The 15068-nt window shown below is 71.6% G+C and carries 16 protein-coding genes; 6 read left to right on the top strand and 10 right to left on the bottom strand.

The features are described 5' to 3' along the window. On the bottom strand, positions 1–705 hold the full coding sequence (locus ABGB14_RS39385; RefSeq protein ID WP_347648959.1) for a Crp/Fnr family transcriptional regulator: 705 nt from the start codon (positions 703–705) through the stop codon (positions 1–3). A gap of 182 nt (positions 706–887) precedes the next feature. Here ABGB14_RS39385 and ABGB14_RS39380 point away from each other — a divergent pair, with 182 nt between their 5' ends. Continuing rightward, complete coding sequence (locus ABGB14_RS39380; protein WP_347648958.1) at positions 888–1466, top strand: sigma-70 family RNA polymerase sigma factor; 579 nt, start codon at positions 888–890, stop codon at positions 1464–1466. A gap of 1 nt (position 1467) precedes the next feature. On the opposite strand, the gene ABGB14_RS39375 is transcribed toward ABGB14_RS39380, so the two are convergent. The 3 genes from ABGB14_RS39375 to ABGB14_RS39365 form a co-directional block, all read right to left on the bottom strand. Further along, positions 1468–2733, bottom strand: coding sequence for a hypothetical protein (locus ABGB14_RS39375; RefSeq protein WP_347648957.1), 1266 nt, complete (start codon positions 2731–2733; stop codon positions 1468–1470). A 181-nt stretch (positions 2734–2914) separates the two neighbouring features. After that, entirely contained in the window at positions 2915–3334 is a 420-nt protein-coding gene (locus ABGB14_RS39370; protein ID WP_347648956.1) for a hypothetical protein, read from the bottom strand. Positions 3335–3444: 110 nt separating this feature from the next. Next, positions 3445–4605: an alpha-hydroxy acid oxidase gene (locus ABGB14_RS39365; protein WP_347648955.1), complete on the bottom strand. Its 1161-nt coding sequence runs from the start codon at positions 4603–4605 to the stop codon at positions 3445–3447. 109 nt (positions 4606–4714) lie between these two features. On the opposite strand from ABGB14_RS39365, the gene ABGB14_RS39360 reads away from it, so the two are divergent. Continuing rightward, positions 4715–5344, top strand: coding sequence for a metal-dependent phosphohydrolase (locus ABGB14_RS39360; protein WP_347648954.1), 630 nt, complete (start codon positions 4715–4717; stop codon positions 5342–5344). Here ABGB14_RS39360 and ABGB14_RS39355 read toward each other — a convergent pair. The 3 genes from ABGB14_RS39355 to ABGB14_RS39345 form a co-directional block, all read right to left on the bottom strand. Next, complete coding sequence (locus ABGB14_RS39355; protein WP_347648953.1) at positions 5297–5560, bottom strand: DUF4031 domain-containing protein; 264 nt, start codon at positions 5558–5560, stop codon at positions 5297–5299. The genes ABGB14_RS39360 and ABGB14_RS39355 overlap by 48 nt on opposite strands. 83 nt (positions 5561–5643) lie before the next feature. Continuing rightward, positions 5644–6414, bottom strand: a complete 771-nt coding sequence (locus ABGB14_RS39350; RefSeq protein ID WP_347648952.1) for an HAD family hydrolase — start codon at positions 6412–6414, stop codon at positions 5644–5646. Positions 6415–6432: 18 nt separating this feature from the next. Beyond that, positions 6433–7611 carry a cytochrome P450 gene (locus ABGB14_RS39345; protein ID WP_347648951.1) on the bottom strand — a complete coding sequence of 393 codons (1179 nt, stop codon included), beginning with the start codon at positions 7609–7611 and terminating at the stop codon, positions 6433–6435. Between the two features lie 422 nt (positions 7612–8033). On the opposite strand from ABGB14_RS39345, the gene ABGB14_RS39340 reads away from it, so the two are divergent. From ABGB14_RS39340 to ABGB14_RS39325, 4 genes are all read left to right on the top strand, one after another. Next, positions 8034–9272: a hypothetical protein gene (locus ABGB14_RS39340; RefSeq protein WP_347648950.1), complete on the top strand. Its 1239-nt coding sequence runs from the start codon at positions 8034–8036 to the stop codon at positions 9270–9272. Positions 9273–9293: 21 nt separating this feature from the next. Then, a complete protein-coding gene (locus ABGB14_RS39335; protein WP_347648949.1) occupies positions 9294–9986 on the top strand; it encodes a DUF2786 domain-containing protein in 693 nt (230 codons plus the stop codon). Positions 9987–10108: 122 nt separating this feature from the next. Beyond that, entirely contained in the window at positions 10109–11128 is a 1020-nt protein-coding gene (locus tag ABGB14_RS39330) for an Ldh family oxidoreductase (RefSeq protein ID WP_347648948.1), read from the top strand. 39 nt (positions 11129–11167) lie between these two features. Beyond that, positions 11168–12481 carry an MFS transporter gene (locus tag ABGB14_RS39325; RefSeq protein ID WP_347648947.1) on the top strand — a complete coding sequence of 438 codons (1314 nt, stop codon included), beginning with the start codon at positions 11168–11170 and terminating at the stop codon, positions 12479–12481. A 116-nt stretch (positions 12482–12597) separates the two neighbouring features. On the opposite strand, the gene ABGB14_RS39320 is transcribed toward ABGB14_RS39325, so the two are convergent. The 3 genes from ABGB14_RS39320 to ABGB14_RS39310 form a co-directional block, all read right to left on the bottom strand. Further along, positions 12598–13242, bottom strand: coding sequence for a response regulator transcription factor (locus ABGB14_RS39320; protein WP_347648946.1), 645 nt, complete (start codon positions 13240–13242; stop codon positions 12598–12600). Between the two features lie 9 nt (positions 13243–13251). Continuing rightward, positions 13252–14430, bottom strand: a complete 1179-nt coding sequence (locus ABGB14_RS39315; protein WP_347648945.1) for a sensor histidine kinase — start codon at positions 14428–14430, stop codon at positions 13252–13254. Between the two features lie 195 nt (positions 14431–14625). After that, the gene (locus tag ABGB14_RS39310) at positions 14626–15024 is read right to left on the bottom strand and encodes a PPOX class F420-dependent oxidoreductase (RefSeq protein ID WP_347648944.1); all 399 of its coding nucleotides are present in this window, start codon (positions 15022–15024) and stop codon (positions 14626–14628) included. Positions 15025–15068 lie beyond the last annotated feature (44 nt).

Here is a 15068-nt window from a genome sequence, read left to right as displayed (position 1 = left end):
TCAGAGGCCGCCCCGTTTGCGCAGAGCGGCGACATCCAGCAGCGTGATGGTCCGGCCTTTGACGGCGATGAGATTGCGCGACACGAGCGACTGCAGCGCCCGGTTGACCGCCGGTCGCGACGCGCCGATCAGCGCCGCCAGGTCGGACTGCGTCAGCCCCGGCATCTCCACCACGCCGTCGGCGTGGCCGTGCTTGTCGGCCAGTTGCAGCAGCAGCTTCGCCAGCCGCCCGCCGAGGTCGAGGAAGGCCAGGTCGGCCGCCTGGTCGGTGAGCCTGCGCACCATGTGGCCGAGCATGCGCAGGAACTCGTCGGCCAGCCCCGGGTGCTCCCGCATGAGCTCCAGCAGCCGCGCCCTGGGCAGCGCGAACACCCACGCCGCCCGCGCCGTCACGATCGACGCCGAGCGCGGCGAGCCGTCCAGCAGCGCCATCTCGCCGAAGGTGTCGCCCCTGCCCAGCATGTTGAGCACGATCTCGTCGCCGTGCTCGGTGGTGAACACCACCTTCACCAGGCCGTCCAGCAGGACGTAGAGGGACTCTCCCGGGTCGCCCTGGTGGAAGATGATCTGCCCCGAGCGGTATCTCCGCGCCAGCCCCGCCTGAGCCGTGCTCCGGATGCCGCTCTCTCCGAGCACGCGGAACAAGGGGATCTCCGCCAGCACGGTGGCGATCGCCTCGGCGTCGTGAGGGAGATGCCCTTTCATGCAAGAACTTTAGGCCGCATTCCGCGCCTGGACAGGGAGCCGCCGCCGATGCCTGGAATGTGACGAGGAACACAGCCGTACTGTGTCGTCCGGAACAGACCGGACAGATCACTCGACGCACGGTGGACCTGCCGGACGGGATTGGCCCCCCGAGTACCCGGACCGGCAGGGAGAAGACAGACATGCACGTGGAGACCATCGAGCGTCCCGGCACGGCCACGGCCGCGCTGGTGTCGGCCGCGCAGGACGGCGACGCGGCGGCGTGGGAGCGGCTGGTCGAGGAGTTCAGCCCCATGCTCAGGGCGCGCATCCGCAGGTTCAGGCTCAGCCACGAGGACGCCCAGGACGTGCTCCAGACCACCTGGCTGCTGGCCTGGCAGAACCTGAAGAGCGTGAGCGACGGCCAGCGGATGGCGGGCTGGCTGGCGACCATCGCCTTCCGCGAGTGTCTCAAGCTCACCAGGCGGACGAAGGAGATCTGCACGCCCGACCTCGATTCATTGGGCAGCACGGACGACGTCGACAGGGAACTGGCCAGGATCTGGCTGGCGGGCACGCTGGCCGAGCTGGTCGAGGAGCTGCCGGCGGCGCAGCGGGTCCTGTTCAGAGCGCTCACGGAAACCTCCGAGCCCCACTACGTGGACGTGGCACGCAGGCTGGGCAGGCCGGTCGGGAGCATCGGGCCCACCCGAGCCCGCTGTTTCGCGAAGCTGCGCGGGCTGCTCCAGGCTCGGGAGATCACCCGCGACTTCCTTGACTGACTCACTTCGTGTCCGGGCCGAGCGGGATCGCCTCCAGGAACGGCTCGAAGTCGAAGTGCTCCATCTCGTACGCGTCGGGATCGGTCTCCGACGGATAGCGGTAGACCCCGCGCGGACGGCCGAGCCCCGGGTTGCCGGCGAACATGTCGCCGACCGCCTGGGGGACCAGGCCGCGCTTCATCTCCTCCGCCAGGCCCTCGGAGATCTCCTTCGCGAACGGGGCGTCGTAGAGCGCGGAGACGGTCTGGTAGACGCGGAAATAGCTGACGATGAAGCGCATCCGGTCGCGGTAGGACACCCAGTCGGTGACGCCCGCCATGGACGCCTCCTGGTCCTCGGTGATGAACTCCTCGGCCAGCTTGCGCACCTTCTCGTTCCTGATCGGCGCCCACACCTCGGCCAGGTCGACGCCGGCGGGCGCGGTGAGCGGCCTGCCGACCTTGACATCGCTGAGCGGCGTGCGCACCGCGAACATGTGGCGCGTGTAGAGGGAGGACCACGCCGACTCCAGCAGGCGCGTCAGCCACGGCTGGTCCTCGTGCCGCGCGCTGTAGAGCCGGAACCTGGGAAAGGGCCGCCGGGTCACCAGCGAGCGCAACGACCGCCACGACACCCGCGTCAGCCACCTGACGGGCCGGTAGAGCACGAGTTCCAGGGCCTTCTGCGCGCGTGCCTGCTCGTAGGCGGACAGCGCGATGTTGGCGCCCAGCATCAGCTCGGCCCGGTCCGCCGGGTCGGTGGCCTCCCGAGCCTCCACCAGCAGCTGCGCGGCGTCCTTCAGGTAACGCTCGTCGGCGTCGGCCAGCAGGTCGGTCAGGAACCGCGGCGGCGTCGGCGTCAGGCCGGACTCGGGGCTCACCTTGAGGTAGCGGTCGGGCGTGTCGTTCCACAGGTTGACCGCGAGGCTGGCCGTCTCCAGGAAGATGGCCCGGTTGGCCAGCGCCAGCCCGAGCCGGTAGCTGGGGCCGAGCAGGGTGAGCAGCGCGGCCCTGAACACCCGCATGAACCGCTGCGGTACTCCGAGCCGGCGCCCGACGTCCTCGATGAACGGCGAGCCGGGGCTGAGGTCCAGGCTCTCCCCGACCGCCTTGGACGTCCAGGTGGCGTAGCAGTACCAGTTGGTCGCGTCCCTGCCGAGGTGCGCGGCCAGGTCACCGGCGACGCGGTGGTAGCTGTGGGCGATGACCATCGCTTCGAGCGCCGGGCTCCGGTCCTTGTAGGCCGCGATGCGCAGCACGTCGTCCGCGGTCATCGGAGTGTCGGACATGGGGTCTCCCGTGTTGCTGGTCCCGTCGCCTCGGAGAGCGTGCTCCGGGGGCGTCGGATACGGTCGGCGGCCGGCTCTGCCCCGTGGCCGCCAGCCAGGAGCGTAGGAGCCGCCGCTTGCGACGGGCTTGCAGACGAATCGTCGATCCGCCGCCCCGGGCGGCACTCCCGGGGCGGCGCCCTCAGTCCAGCACCACGATCCTGCTGAGCACGACGTACCCGCCGAGCGCCCCCGCGCTGCCGGCGGCGGTCGCCGTGGTGAGGTTGACCACGAGGTCATAGGTGCCGGCGCTGAGCCGGCCGCGCATCGGGACGGAAGCGGTGTACCGGCCCGAGCCAGGGGTGAAGGTCAACTCCATGGGCGGAGTGGGATGCCGTGACTCACCGCCTCCCGGCCGGTCGGTGACGATCTCCAGCTTCCAGCAGCCCGCCAGCCAGTCGACCAGCTCACCGGTGACCTCCCAGCTCACGTCCACGGTCCAGCCCTCGCCCCGCCGCACGACCTTCGTGGGCTGAGCACCGGGATCGACCACCTGACCGTGCAGAGTCCCGGTCAGCTGCTCGGCCGGCACCTTCATCACGTGGAATTCCCCGGTCGCCATGTCGCTCTCCTCTCCGCGGGGCGGTGCCCCGTGCGAAGGTGCAGAGCGCCGCCGATGGCGGGGAAATACGCACCCTTCTGGTGATGGATGACGGACTTCTGGCCGTCCGTCTAGCGCAGGCGGACCGCGTCGGGGCCCAGCTCGGTGACGTCGCCGACGCCCAGCAGCTGCAGGGTGCGTACGAGCTCGGCGTGCAGCAGGTCGAGCACCCGGCGCACGCCCGGTTCGCCGCCCGCCATCAGCCCGTAGAGGTAGGCGCGGCCGATGAAGCAGGCCTTCGCGCCCAGCCCGACCGCGGCGGCCACGTCGGCGCCCGTGCGGACGCCCCCGTCGAGGAAGACCTCGGTGCGGTCGCCGACGGCGGCCACCACCGCTGGCAGCAGTTCCAGCGGCGTGGGGGCGCGGTCGAGCTGCCGCCCGCCGTGGTTGGACACGACGATGCCGTCCACTCCCACCGCGGCCAGCTCCTTGGCGTCGTCGACCCGCTGCACACCCTTGACCAGCAGCTTGCCCCGCCACGCCGACCGGATCCAGCCGAGGTCCCTGATCGTCACCGAGGGGTCGAACATCAGGTTCGTGATCCCCGCCAGGTCGTCGGGCGCGCCGTCCACGGTGGCGAACCTGAGCGGCTCGCTGGTCAGGAAGTCGAACCACCACGCCGGGTGCCGCACCGCCTGGAGCGCGCTCCGCCAGCGCAGGGACGGCGGGACGGTCAGGCCGTGCCGCACGTCGCGCAGCCGGGCCCCCGCCACGGGCACGTCCACGGTCACCACCAGCACGTCCATGCCCGCCTCCCGCGCCAGGGACAGGACGTCCAGGTTGCGGGCGCGGTCACGGACGACGTACAGCTGGAACCAGTTCCACCCGCCGGGGGCCGCGGCGGCCACGTCGCCGGCGCTGGTGGTGCCCATGGTGGACAGCGTGTACGGGACACCCGCGCGTGCGGCGGCCCGCGCCACCGCCGGTTCGCCCTCGCGGTGCATCATGCGGGTGAAGCCGGTGGGGCCGAGCACGACCGGCATCGCGATCCGCCGCCCCAGGATCTCGACCGCGGTCGGGGCCTCGGCGACGTCCCGCAGCACGCGGGGCCTGAACTCCACGCGCTCGAACGCCTCCAGCGCCCTGGCCATCGACCGCTCGCCCTCGGCCGCGCCGTCGACGTAGTCGAACACCATCCGCGGAGCCCGCCGCCTGGCCAGCAGCCGCAGGCCGGCCACGTCGGCGGCGCCCGCGATGCGCTGGGCCGCGGACCAGCGGGGCCGGCCGGGCATCACGGCCCGCAGCTCCCGCCAGCGGGGCAGGCGCCGCGGCTGCTTCGGTGTGGCGTCGATGACCAGGACGTTACCAAACGATCCTGGACGAACCGCGTACGGTGGGATGGTGATCGACGACTGGACCGCGCTCGCGGGCGGCTCGCCCGCGAGCCTCGCCACCGGGGCGGAACTGGTCGCCCGCTGGTCGGAGCCGCACCGCCGCTACCACACCCTCGGCCACCTGGCCGCCGTGCTCGCGGCCGCCGGCCGGCTGGCAGGAGACGCGGACGATCCCGCGGCGGTGCTGCTGGCCGCCTGGTTCCACGACGCCGTCTACGACGGCAGGCCGGGCTGGGACGAGGAGCGCAGCGCCCAGCTCGCGCAGTCGAGGCTGCCCAGGTGCGGCGTGCCCGCCGGCCGCGTCGCCGAGGTGGCCAGACTGGTACGCCTGACGGCCGCCCACGCGCCGGCCGACGGGGACCGCGACGGCGCCGTCCTGTGCGACGCCGACCTCGCCGTCCTCGGCGGCCCGGACTACGCCGGCTACGCCGCGGCCGTCCGCGAGGAGTACGCCCACGTGCCCGACGATTTGTTCGCCAAGGGGCGCTCCGAGGTGCTGCGCCGGCTGCTGGCCGGGCCGTCCCTCTACCGGACGGCGCGGGCGCGCGAGTGGTGGGAGGAGGCCGCCCGCGCCAACCTGGCCGCCGAGCTAGCGGCGCTTGCGGCGGCGCAGGCCGGCGGCGACGAGCCGCTGTAGCAGCTCGCGGGAGCTGACCGCCTGGGCGCCCAGCGACACCGCGCGGGCGTGCACGGTCTCCGGCACGTCGTAGTGATCACGGTCGAACGCCCGCTCCGGCACCCCGAGCCGCAGCGCGAAGTCGTGCAGCTCCCGCAGCGAGCTGTCGCTGACCAGGTGCGACCACATGAGGCCGCGCGGCCCCGGCCAGTTGGGCGGGTCGATGAGGACGGTCACGACCCCAAGAATAGAAGGGCGCCGCGGCCGGGCCGGCGCCGGACGGCCAGGCCACCATGGGCGGCCGGGCCGGGCCCGCCGCCTCAGCGCCGGACGGGCAGGACCCGGCCGCGCACGGCCAGCTCGCCCAGGTCGGGCAGCACGATATCGGCGCCGTGCACGTGCAGCTCGGCCGCGCCGCCGCCGTCCCTGATGACCGCGATCACCAGCCCGAAGCCGCCTTTCCTGCCCGCCTCGACGCCGGGCAGCGCGGACTCGACCACCGCGGCCCTGGCGGCGGGCAGGTCGAGGCGGCGTACGGCCTCGAGGAACAGGGCGGGATCGGGCTTGCCCGGCAGGTTCATCAGGGCCGCGTCGTTGCCGTCGACCAGCAGGTCGAACAGGTGCGTGACGCCCGCCGCGGTCACCAGCCTGCGGCCGTGCAGGCTGGCCGACACGGCCGCCGTACGCGCTCCTCGCCGCCGCAGCTCGTGCAGCAGCGCGACCGTGGAGGGGAAGGCGGCCACGCCGTACTTGTCCACCTGGGCCATGAAGATCTGGTCCTTGGCCAGGCCGAGCCCGTGCACGGTCGGCGCGCCTGGCTCGTCGTCGGGCGCGCCCTCGGGCAGCGTGATGCCGCGCGCGGCCAGGAAGGTGCGGATGCCGTCGAGCCGGGGACGCCCGTCGACGTGGCGGAGGTAGTCGTCGCGGATGTCGAAGGGCGCCGAGCGGCCGCGCAGGAAGGCGTCGAAGACGTGCTTCCAGGCGGCCGCGTGCCCCCGGGCGGTGTCGGTCACCACGCCGTCGGTGTCGAACACGACGGCGCTGATCACGCCCAGGTCGATGACGGGCTCGTTCGCGCTGCGTTCGTTCACAGTGCGAACGTAACCGCTCTACCAGGCGACGGGTAGCTCCTTCACGCCGTAGACGATGGCGAGTTCCCTGAACGGCACCTCGCCCGCCACGCGCAGGCCGGGGAAGCGGCGCAGCAGCGCGGGGAAGGCGATGCGCATCTCCATCTGCGCCAGCGGCGCGCCGATGCAGCGGTGGATGCCGTGGCCGAACGCCATGTGCGAGCCCGCGACGTCGCGGCCGGGCCGGACGACGTCGATGTCGTCGCCCAGGCTGGGGTCGCGGTTGGCGCCGGTCAGCGAGCAGAGCACCATCTCGCCCTTCTTGATCGGCACGCCGTGCAGCTCCATGTCGTCGCGGGCGAACCGCGGGAAGGCGACCTGCACGACCGTCATGTAGCGCAGCAGTTCCTCGACGACGTCGTTGACGTAGCCGTCGACCTCGCGCACCTTGGCGGCCTGCTCGGGGTTGCGCAGCAGCCAGAGGGTGCCGAGCGCGAGCATGCTCGTACTGGTGTCGTGGCCGCCGGTCAACAGGCCGTCGGCCATGCTGGCCAGAGTGCGGTCGTCGAGCTCGTCTCCGTGGTCGCGCAGCAACTGCCCGAGCAGCCCTTCGCCCGGCTGCCGGCGCTCCCTGGCCACGAGGTCGGTGAGGTACGCCATCGCGTCGTTGATCGCCTGCAGGGACGCCTCGGGACCGGCGGTGAAGTCGAAGCGGTCCTTGCTGAGCTTCACGAAGTCGGCGCGCTCGTCGTACGGGACGCCGAGCAGCTCGCACACGACGAGGGACGGGATCGGCAGCGCGAACTCCTCGACCAGGTCGACCGGCATGCTCTCGGCGCCCTTGGCCTCGATGCGGTCGAGGGCCTCCTCGACCATGGCCTCGATCCGCGGCTCCAGCCTGCGCAGCCGCCGCATGGTGAACTCGGGCGTCAGGAACTTGCGCAGCCGGGTGTGCTCGGGCGGGTCACGGAAGCCGAGGCCGCCCGGGTCCTCCTGGTTGGACCCGAGCCCGACGACTCCGGCGAAGTCGTTGCTGAAGCGTTCGTGGTCGCCGAGGACGCCGCGCACGTCCTCCCAGCGGGTGACCAGGTAAACGGTCTGACCGCCGGGGATCTCCATCGGGAAGACGGGGTGCTCGGCCCGGATGCGGCCGAGCTCACCCACGGGATCGAACCCGTCACGCATGAACTGGACGAGAGGGAACTCGTTGTCTGCCATCGATATCCGTCCTGCTGGGATGCATCACACTATGTCGGGATAAACCCCTCCATAGATGGTCTCACCCGCGAAGGGGACTGTTGCCCTCCCAAAGGAGGAATTTGTCCTCGACCCGGTGGAGGTCGTCCTCACCCTACGGTCCCGCTCGCGGGCGGAACCGCTGCTCCCGGCGCTCACCTTTTGTGACCGCCGGGTCACCCGATCGTGGGCTGGACGGACCGTACGGACGGTGGCGGGGAGAGGGCTGCCGGGAGTGTCACCGATCGCCTCGAACCGGTTTTCCGGAGTCGATCAAGCGTTGGAACTGGGGGGAAAGCTGGGCAAAATGGGGCCGCAGATGCCGTTTGGCGTACAAGATGGCGACATTCTGCGATGATCTCGTCGCATAGAGCCGGAGCCAGAGCCCCCACGGATAGTGACTGATGCCGACATTCGAGGAAATAGCAGCCTTCGTCACAGAGAAGCCGCTCGCCACCGCTGTCATCGCGCTGCTCAGCCTTGCCGGGCTCGCGCTGGCGTTCCTGGTCATCAGGGTCGTCTGGCGCGCGGCCGCCTGGTTGTTCGCCCGATACGTGGCCCAGCGTCCCGTCGAGGACGTGCTGACCATCGTGGCCGCGTCCATCGCCACAGGCGTGTCGGCGCAGGGCATGTGGCGCTTCTCCGGCGACGTGCTGGGGCTCGACGGGCCGCTGCGGCTGCTGCTGTTCGCGTTCATCGAGGTCGCGATCATCACCTCCGCCGTGCGCGCCCGCCGCAACATGCGCGAGAACTTCTCCGCCGGGATCGACGGCATCGCCGTGTGGGCGCTGACCTGCCTCACCGCCGTCCTGTCCAGCATGGACGCGCGCAGCGTGCCCGAGGCGCTGTTCAGGCTGGCCGCCCCGCTGGTGGCCGCCTGGCTGTGGGAGCGCGGCATGGCGATCGAACGCCACCGCATCCGCGGCACCGGCCGCATCAACTGGCGGCTGACGCCCGAGCGGCTGATGGTCAGGATGGGCCTGGCCGAGGTCAGCGACCGTACGGCCAGCGAGGTCGACGCCCACCGCAGGCTGACCCGCGTCGCGCTGGCAGCCAAGCGGGCCAAGGCGCTGCGCGAGGGAGGGGCGTCCGAGCGGAAGATGCGCGGCGCGCTGAGCAAGCTCGACAAGGCCATGGACCAGGCCGTCGAGCACACCGGGCTGGCCGTGGACCAGGGCCGCCAGGAGGCCCTGCTGGCGCAGATCGCCGCCCTGTACAACACCTCCGCCCTCATCGACGCCGACCCCCGCGTCCCCTGGGAGCCGGAGGCCGACCACCGGCCGGTGCCCGCCCGCCCCGCCCTGCCGCCCGCGCTGGCCGAGCTCGTCGAGGACGAGGACGAGGACGTCGAGGTGCTCGACGCCACCCCGCAGGTGGTCAGCACGGCCGAGCGGGCCGCCCTGATGCGGGCCGCGCGCGACTACTGGGACCGGCAGATCGCCAAGGGCATCGTGCCGCGCACCGTCGACATCGCCCAGGAGATCGGCATCTCGCTGGCCACGGCGCGCGAGTATCGTGCTCTCTGGAAGCTGGAGCCGCAGGCGCACGCCCTCATCGAGGCTCTGTACCACCAGCACGGCATCGTCGACACAGGCGCCTTCCCCGCGCTGGGGGCCGACGGGAGGGTGCTGACGAAGTCCTGAGGCGTCGTTGGAGGAGCACCGTTGCGGGAGCGCACGCTGGAGCGCGTCAGGAAACTCCTGGCCAAGGCCGAACGCACCGACAACGAGCACGAGCGGGCGACGTTCATGGCGGCCGCGTCGGCGCTCATGGCCAGGCACGGCATCGACGCGCTTCCTCCCGCGGGCACCCGCCAGACGCCCGGCGACCGCATCGTCTCCCTGCCCCACCCGTGGGCCAGGGAGAAGGCCCGCCTCGTGAGCCTGGTCGCCCAGGCGGTGCGGTGCCGGCCCCTGCTCATCGGGCGGGGTGAGGGCGGGCAGCGGGTGCACGTGTTCGGGTTCGCCGCCGACCTCGAACGCGCCGACCTGCTGGCCACCTCGCTGCTGCTCCAGATGGCCTCGGGGCTCGCACGCGTACGGCTTCCCGAGGGGGTCACGGCCGTGCGGGCCTACCGGCGGTCGTGGTTGCTCGGGTTCACCGACGAGGTGTACCGGCTGCTGTGCGAGGCCGAGTCCCGCGCCGAGGCCGAGTCCGCCGGCACCGGGACGGCGGTGGTGCTGGCCGACCGGAGGGCCGAGGTGGAGCGGGTGGTGGCGGCCCGCTACCCGGACATCCGGATTAGCGTGCCCAGGACGAGCGGCACCGGCTACCGCGACGGGGTCGCCGCGGGCCGCCACGCGGACATCGGCCGCACCGGCATGAGCACCGCCACCGCCCCCGAGCTCGTCCGCTGACCCCACCCACCACTCGGAGCAAGCGCTTGGGGTAAGCCCTTTCCGCAGATCCGTTTGGGCGGGCTCACCGCGGGCATAAGCGCGCACGGAACGCAGGATCCGCGGAAGCGAGACAGGTCACCGTGAACGCATCCTCCCGTCTCATCACCGCCGACCAGCTACGCGATCTCGCCCGCGACCTCCTGACCGCCGCACGGGTCCCCGCCGACACGGCGGCGACGGTCTCCGCCTCCCTGGTCGAGGCCGATCTCGCCGGGCACGGCTCGCACGGCGTGCGCCGGCTCGTGCCGTACGTCGACAGCATCGAGGCCGGTGTGATCGTGCCGGACGCCCGCCCCGGCGTCGTCTCGCGCCGTGGCGCGACCGCCGTCGTGTCGGGGCGGCGCGGCTTCGGGCAGGCCGCCGCCCGGCTGGCCACCGCCGAGGCCGCGCGGCTCGCCGCCGAGCACGGCGCCGGCGTGGTCGCCATCAGGGAGTGCAACCACGTCGGCAGGCTCGGCGAGTACGCCGGGACGCTGGCCGCCCGGGGACTCGTCGCCCAGGTGGTCGGCAACGCCGACCCGACCGTCGCCCCGTACGGCGGGCGCCGCAGGATGCTCGGCACCAACCCCATGGCCTGGGCCGTGCCCCGGGCAGGGGGCGCGGCCGTGGTCATGGACTGGGCGACGGCCGCCATGGCCGAAGGGAAGCTGGGCCTGCTGCTCGCCGGCGGCTCGACGGCACCCGAGGGGGTGGTCGTCGATCCCGAGGGCCGCCCTTCCACCGACCCGGCCGACTTCTACCGAGGCGGGGCGCTGCTGCCGTTCGGCGGCCACAAGGGGTACGGCCTGAGCGTCCTCATCGAGCTGGTCGGCGGCCTGCTCACCGGCACCGGCACCGCCTGCTCACCCGGGTACGACGGCACGTTCGGCACGGTGATCACCGCGGTGGACCTGTCCGCGTTCGTCCCCCTGGACGACTACGTCGCCCAGGTCGAATCCTTCTGCGAAGCCCTGCGCGCATCGGGCCCCGGCGTGGTCGTTCCGGGGGAGCCGGAGGCCGAGGCGCGCGCGACGCGGCTGAAGGAGGGGATCCCCGTGCCCGCGCCCGTCTGGGCCGAGCTGGGCGTCCTCGCCGCACGGCTCGGCGTTCCGCAGCCGTGAGCTCCGCGGCCCGCCACACCCTGAGCCCCTGGAGGTCAGATGTCCGCCCCCACACCCGAACTGAAGCGCGTCGTCGCGGGCGCCCTCGTGGGCACCGCGCTGGAGTGGTACGACTTCTTCATCTACGGCACCGCCGCCGCGCTCGTCTTCAACCAGCTGTTCTTCACCGAGGCCGATCCGGCGGCGGGCACGATCGCCGCGTTCGCCACGTTCGGCGTGGGATTCGTGGTCAGGCCCTTCGGCGGCATCCTGTTCGGCCACCTCGGCGACAAGATCGGCCGCCGCTCGACCCTGATCATCACCACCCTGATCATGGGCGTGTCGACCGGGCTCATCGGCCTGCTGCCCACCTACCCGTCGATCGGCGTGTGGGCGCCCATCCTGCTCACCCTGCTGCGGGTCTGCCAAGGGCTGGGCGCGGGCGCCGAGTTCGGCGGCGCGGCGACGCTGCTCGCCGAGCACGCCCCGCAGGGCAGGCGCGGCTACTACGCCTCCTACGCGCAGACCGGCGTGCAGATCGGGCTGGTGCTCGGCACCTCGGCGTTCCTGCTCGTGCAGCTCCTGCCGCAGCAGGACATCCTCTCGTGGGGCTGGCGGGTGCCGTTCCTCGTGAGCTTCGCGCTGATCGGGGTGGCGCTGTACGTGCGGCTGCGGGTGGCCGAGTCGCCGGTGTTCCGCGAGATGGAACGGAACCGCGAGATCGTCAGGCTGCCGATCAAGGACGCCGTGGCCCGCTACCCGCGCAACTTCCTCGTCGGCGTCGGGGCGCACATCTGCGACACGGCCGTGGTCTACACGCTGGCCACGTTCAGCGTCGCGTACGCCACCGGCCGGCTCGGCCTGGACAGCCACACGGCGCTGCTGGGGGTGATCTTCTTCGGGCTGACCGTCATCGTGCTGCAGCCGATCTACGGCCATCTGTCGGACCGGGTGGGGCGGCGCCCGCTCAACCTGTTCAGCGTGGTGTTCGTCGCGGTGTTCGCCTTCCCGTACTTTCTCATGGTCGACACCGGCGTGCCCTGGCTCGTGTGGCTGGCGATGATGATCATGGGGGCGTTCGGGTTCGCCCCGCAGGTCGCGGTGCAGCCGGTGTTCTACGCCGAGCTGTTCGGGGCGCGGGTGCGCTACACCGGGTTCGCGGCCTCGCGCGAGCTGGGCGCGGCGGTGGCCGGGTTCTCGCCGCTGATCGGCGCGGCGCTCGCGGCTCAGCTGGGCGGGGCGCCGTGGCTGGTCGCGGCGTTTCTCGTCGGAACCGCGGCGATCTCGTTCGCGGCCTTCCACGCCTCGGTCGAGAGCAAGGACATGGACATCACCGCCTTCGACCCGCTGCGCCGGCGACCGGTCGGGGAGTGAGGGACCGGCACGGACACCGACGGCGGTGTCGCCGGCCGTGCGGGCCTGCCGACGGCGGCGGTTCATGGCATGCTCGCCGCGCGTATGGCGTCAGAGGTGACCTGCCCTCGGCCGCTTCAGCGGGTGGGTCTGACCAGGCCGCTGTCGTAGGTCAGCACGACCGCCTGGGCCCGGCTGGTCAGGCCCAGTTTGGCCATCACGCGGTTGAGATGGGTCTTGATCGTGCCCTCGCTCACCGACAGCCGTTCGGCGATCTCCTTGTTGGACAGGGCGTGCCCCACCAGGCGCAGCACCTCTGTCTCGCGGGCGGTCAGGGCGTGGAGCGGCGCGGCGGGTGCGGACGGGACGATGAACGCCTCGATCAGACGTCTGGTGACGTTGGGAGCCAGGAGCACGTCGCCCGCGGCGACGACGTGGATGGCGGAGATGATCCGCTCTGGAGCGGTGTCCTTCAGGAGGAAGCCGCTGGCGCCCAGGCGCAACGCGTTGTAGATGTACTCGTCCAGGTTGAACGTGGTCAGGATGAGTACCTTGGGCGGCGGTCCTTCACCCGCCAGGATGTGTTCCAGGGCGGTGATGCCGTCCATGCCGGGCATACGGATGTCCATGAGGATCACCTCGGGCCTGAGCTCGGCGGCCATGCGTACGGCTTGTTCACCGTCGGCTGCCTCGCCCACCACGTTCAGCCCTGCGGCCCGCAGCAGTGAGGCGAGGCCGGCTCGGATCAGCACCTGATCGTCCACCACCATGACGTCGACCATCGCCCCGCCTCAGGTCAGTGGGCCCTCCTCAGAAGGGAAGAGCGGGAAAGTCGCAAGCACATCGAACCCTCCCCCCGGAGGCGATCCCGCGTGGATCACTCCCCCGTAGAGGGTGACACGTTCCGTCATACCGATCAACCCATGTCCATCAGGTCGAGCGCCGGGCATCGCCCCCGGGCCGTCGTCGGTGACACGCAGGTTCAGCGCGTCGGTCTCGTACGTCAGGCGGATGTCCACGTGCGCGGGCCCTGCGTGTTTGAGGACATTGGTCAGTGACTCCTGGACGATGCGGTAGGCGCACAGGTCCAGTCCAGGAGGGAGCGCCCTCGGCTCCCCGTCGACGGTCAAGCGTATGGTGAGCCCGGCTGCGCGCATACGCTCGACCAGAGCGTCCAGGCTGCGCAGCCCGGGCATCGTCGTGTACGGCGTTTCGTCATCATGGTCGGGGGCCTCGGGGCGCAGGATCGAGAGCAGACGCCGTACTTCGGCCAGCGCTTCGTGGCTGGCGTCGGCGATGACGCCCAGCGTGGTGTGCGCGGTGGCCGGGTCCGACAGGGCGACGTAACGGCCGAGCCCGGCCTGCACGGAGATGACTGACATGTGGTGGGCGACGACGTCGTGTAACTCGCGGGCTATGCGTACGCGCTCGTAGACGACTGCTCGTCGAGCGGCGGCGTCGCGTTCCTCGGCAAGTTGCCTGCCGCGCTCGACCAGCAGGTGCACGACGATTCCTGTGCTGACCGCCCAGACTGCCACGATGATCGACTGGCCCAGCGCCGACCACAGCGCCACACCGGGCTGGCCGGCCGAGCTGTGCGTCCACTCGGCGATCACCAGCACCGCCCCCACCCCGGTGGCCTTCCGGGAGGCATGCGCGGCCACGGAGTAAAGCGCCACCAGCGGGCCGATGCTGTTGAGCCCCAGGTGGTAGCCCAGGAAGTGATACGTCAGCGACGCTCCCACCGAGACGATCAGGACCGTGAACGGGGCTCGCCTGCGCCATGTCAGCGGGGCGTTCACCAGCACGGTCAGTGTCATGGACAGGGGCGTGGGCGGGTGTCCCTTGCCCTGCTCGAGGGTTTCCCATGCCCAGCTGCCGACGACGAGCGCGGTCGCGAGCGTGCCGTCGAGCAGCCGGGAGTCCAGCGCGGACAACTGCCGGGCGAGGAGCACGAGGCTTATGCGCAAGGCTCACACCGGTGCCGCGATCGAGCAAGGGTCATGGGTCTGGTCTCCGGCGAAGAGATCCTCGTGACGCCACGATGCACTGTTGGGGCAACCGTTGCAACAGTCGCGTTCACAGGGGGTTCCGCTCGTGGCCCGGGGCGCGCAGGGGCGTGGCCGACGGGAGATCGGCCTGGTCGTTCGCCGCGCCACGGGGGGTCAGGACAGGTTCCACACGTGCCAGGCGTCGATCTCGACCCGGGCGCTCACCCGCGGTCGCTCGCGGTCGCCGTACGGCACGCCCATGTAATGACGTGAGATACGGTCGATGTCCTCCAGCCCTTGATCATCCGTCAGGGACACCATGCGCCCTCGAAGACTGATGTGCCGGTACCAGTTGTCGGCGTCCAGGACGGTCAGTGAGACCCGGGGGTCGGCACGCAGATAGTCCAGCCGCTTGCGCTGGGCATCCATACTGACCAGGAGGTTACCGCTCTCCCACAGGTACCAGGTGGCCACGGAGACGGGCGCGCCGTCCGGGCGGATCGTGCTGATCACGCAGGGGTTCGGCCGTGTCAGGGCTGAGACGAGGTGCTCGGGCAGATCCGTGCGAGGCATGAGCGAGGAAGACCTTTCACTGGTGTCGGCGCGGGCGAAGGGCG

This window comes from Nonomuraea sp. B10E15, assembly GCF_039871615.1.
Classification (GTDB): Bacteria; Actinomycetota; Actinomycetes; order Streptosporangiales; family Streptosporangiaceae; genus Nonomuraea.
This window is presented reverse-complemented; position numbering and strand designations above follow the sequence as displayed.

Coding starts and splice junctions, on each gene's coding strand:
- ABGB14_RS39385 (WP_347648959.1), bottom strand. CDS start 705: ATGAAAGGGCATCTCCCTCACGACGCCGAGGCGATCGCCACCGTGCTG.
- ABGB14_RS39380 (WP_347648958.1), top strand. CDS start 888: ATGCACGTGGAGACCATCGAGCGTCCCGGCACGGCCACGGCCGCGCTG.
- ABGB14_RS39375 (WP_347648957.1), bottom strand. CDS start 2,733: ATGTCCGACACTCCGATGACCGCGGACGACGTGCTGCGCATCGCGGCC.
- ABGB14_RS39370 (WP_347648956.1), bottom strand. CDS start 3,334: ATGGCGACCGGGGAATTCCACGTGATGAAGGTGCCGGCCGAGCAGCTG.
- ABGB14_RS39365 (WP_347648955.1), bottom strand. CDS start 4,605: ATGCCCGGCCGGCCCCGCTGGTCCGCGGCCCAGCGCATCGCGGGCGCC.
- ABGB14_RS39345 (WP_347648951.1), bottom strand. CDS start 7,611: ATGGCAGACAACGAGTTCCCTCTCGTCCAGTTCATGCGTGACGGGTTC.
- ABGB14_RS39340 (WP_347648950.1), top strand. CDS start 8,034: ATGCCGACATTCGAGGAAATAGCAGCCTTCGTCACAGAGAAGCCGCTC.
- ABGB14_RS39325 (WP_347648947.1), top strand. CDS start 11,168: ATGTCCGCCCCCACACCCGAACTGAAGCGCGTCGTCGCGGGCGCCCTC.
- ABGB14_RS39320 (WP_347648946.1), bottom strand. CDS start 13,242: ATGGTCGACGTCATGGTGGTGGACGATCAGGTGCTGATCCGAGCCGGC.
- ABGB14_RS39310 (WP_347648944.1), bottom strand. CDS start 15,024: ATGCCTCGCACGGATCTGCCCGAGCACCTCGTCTCAGCCCTGACACGG.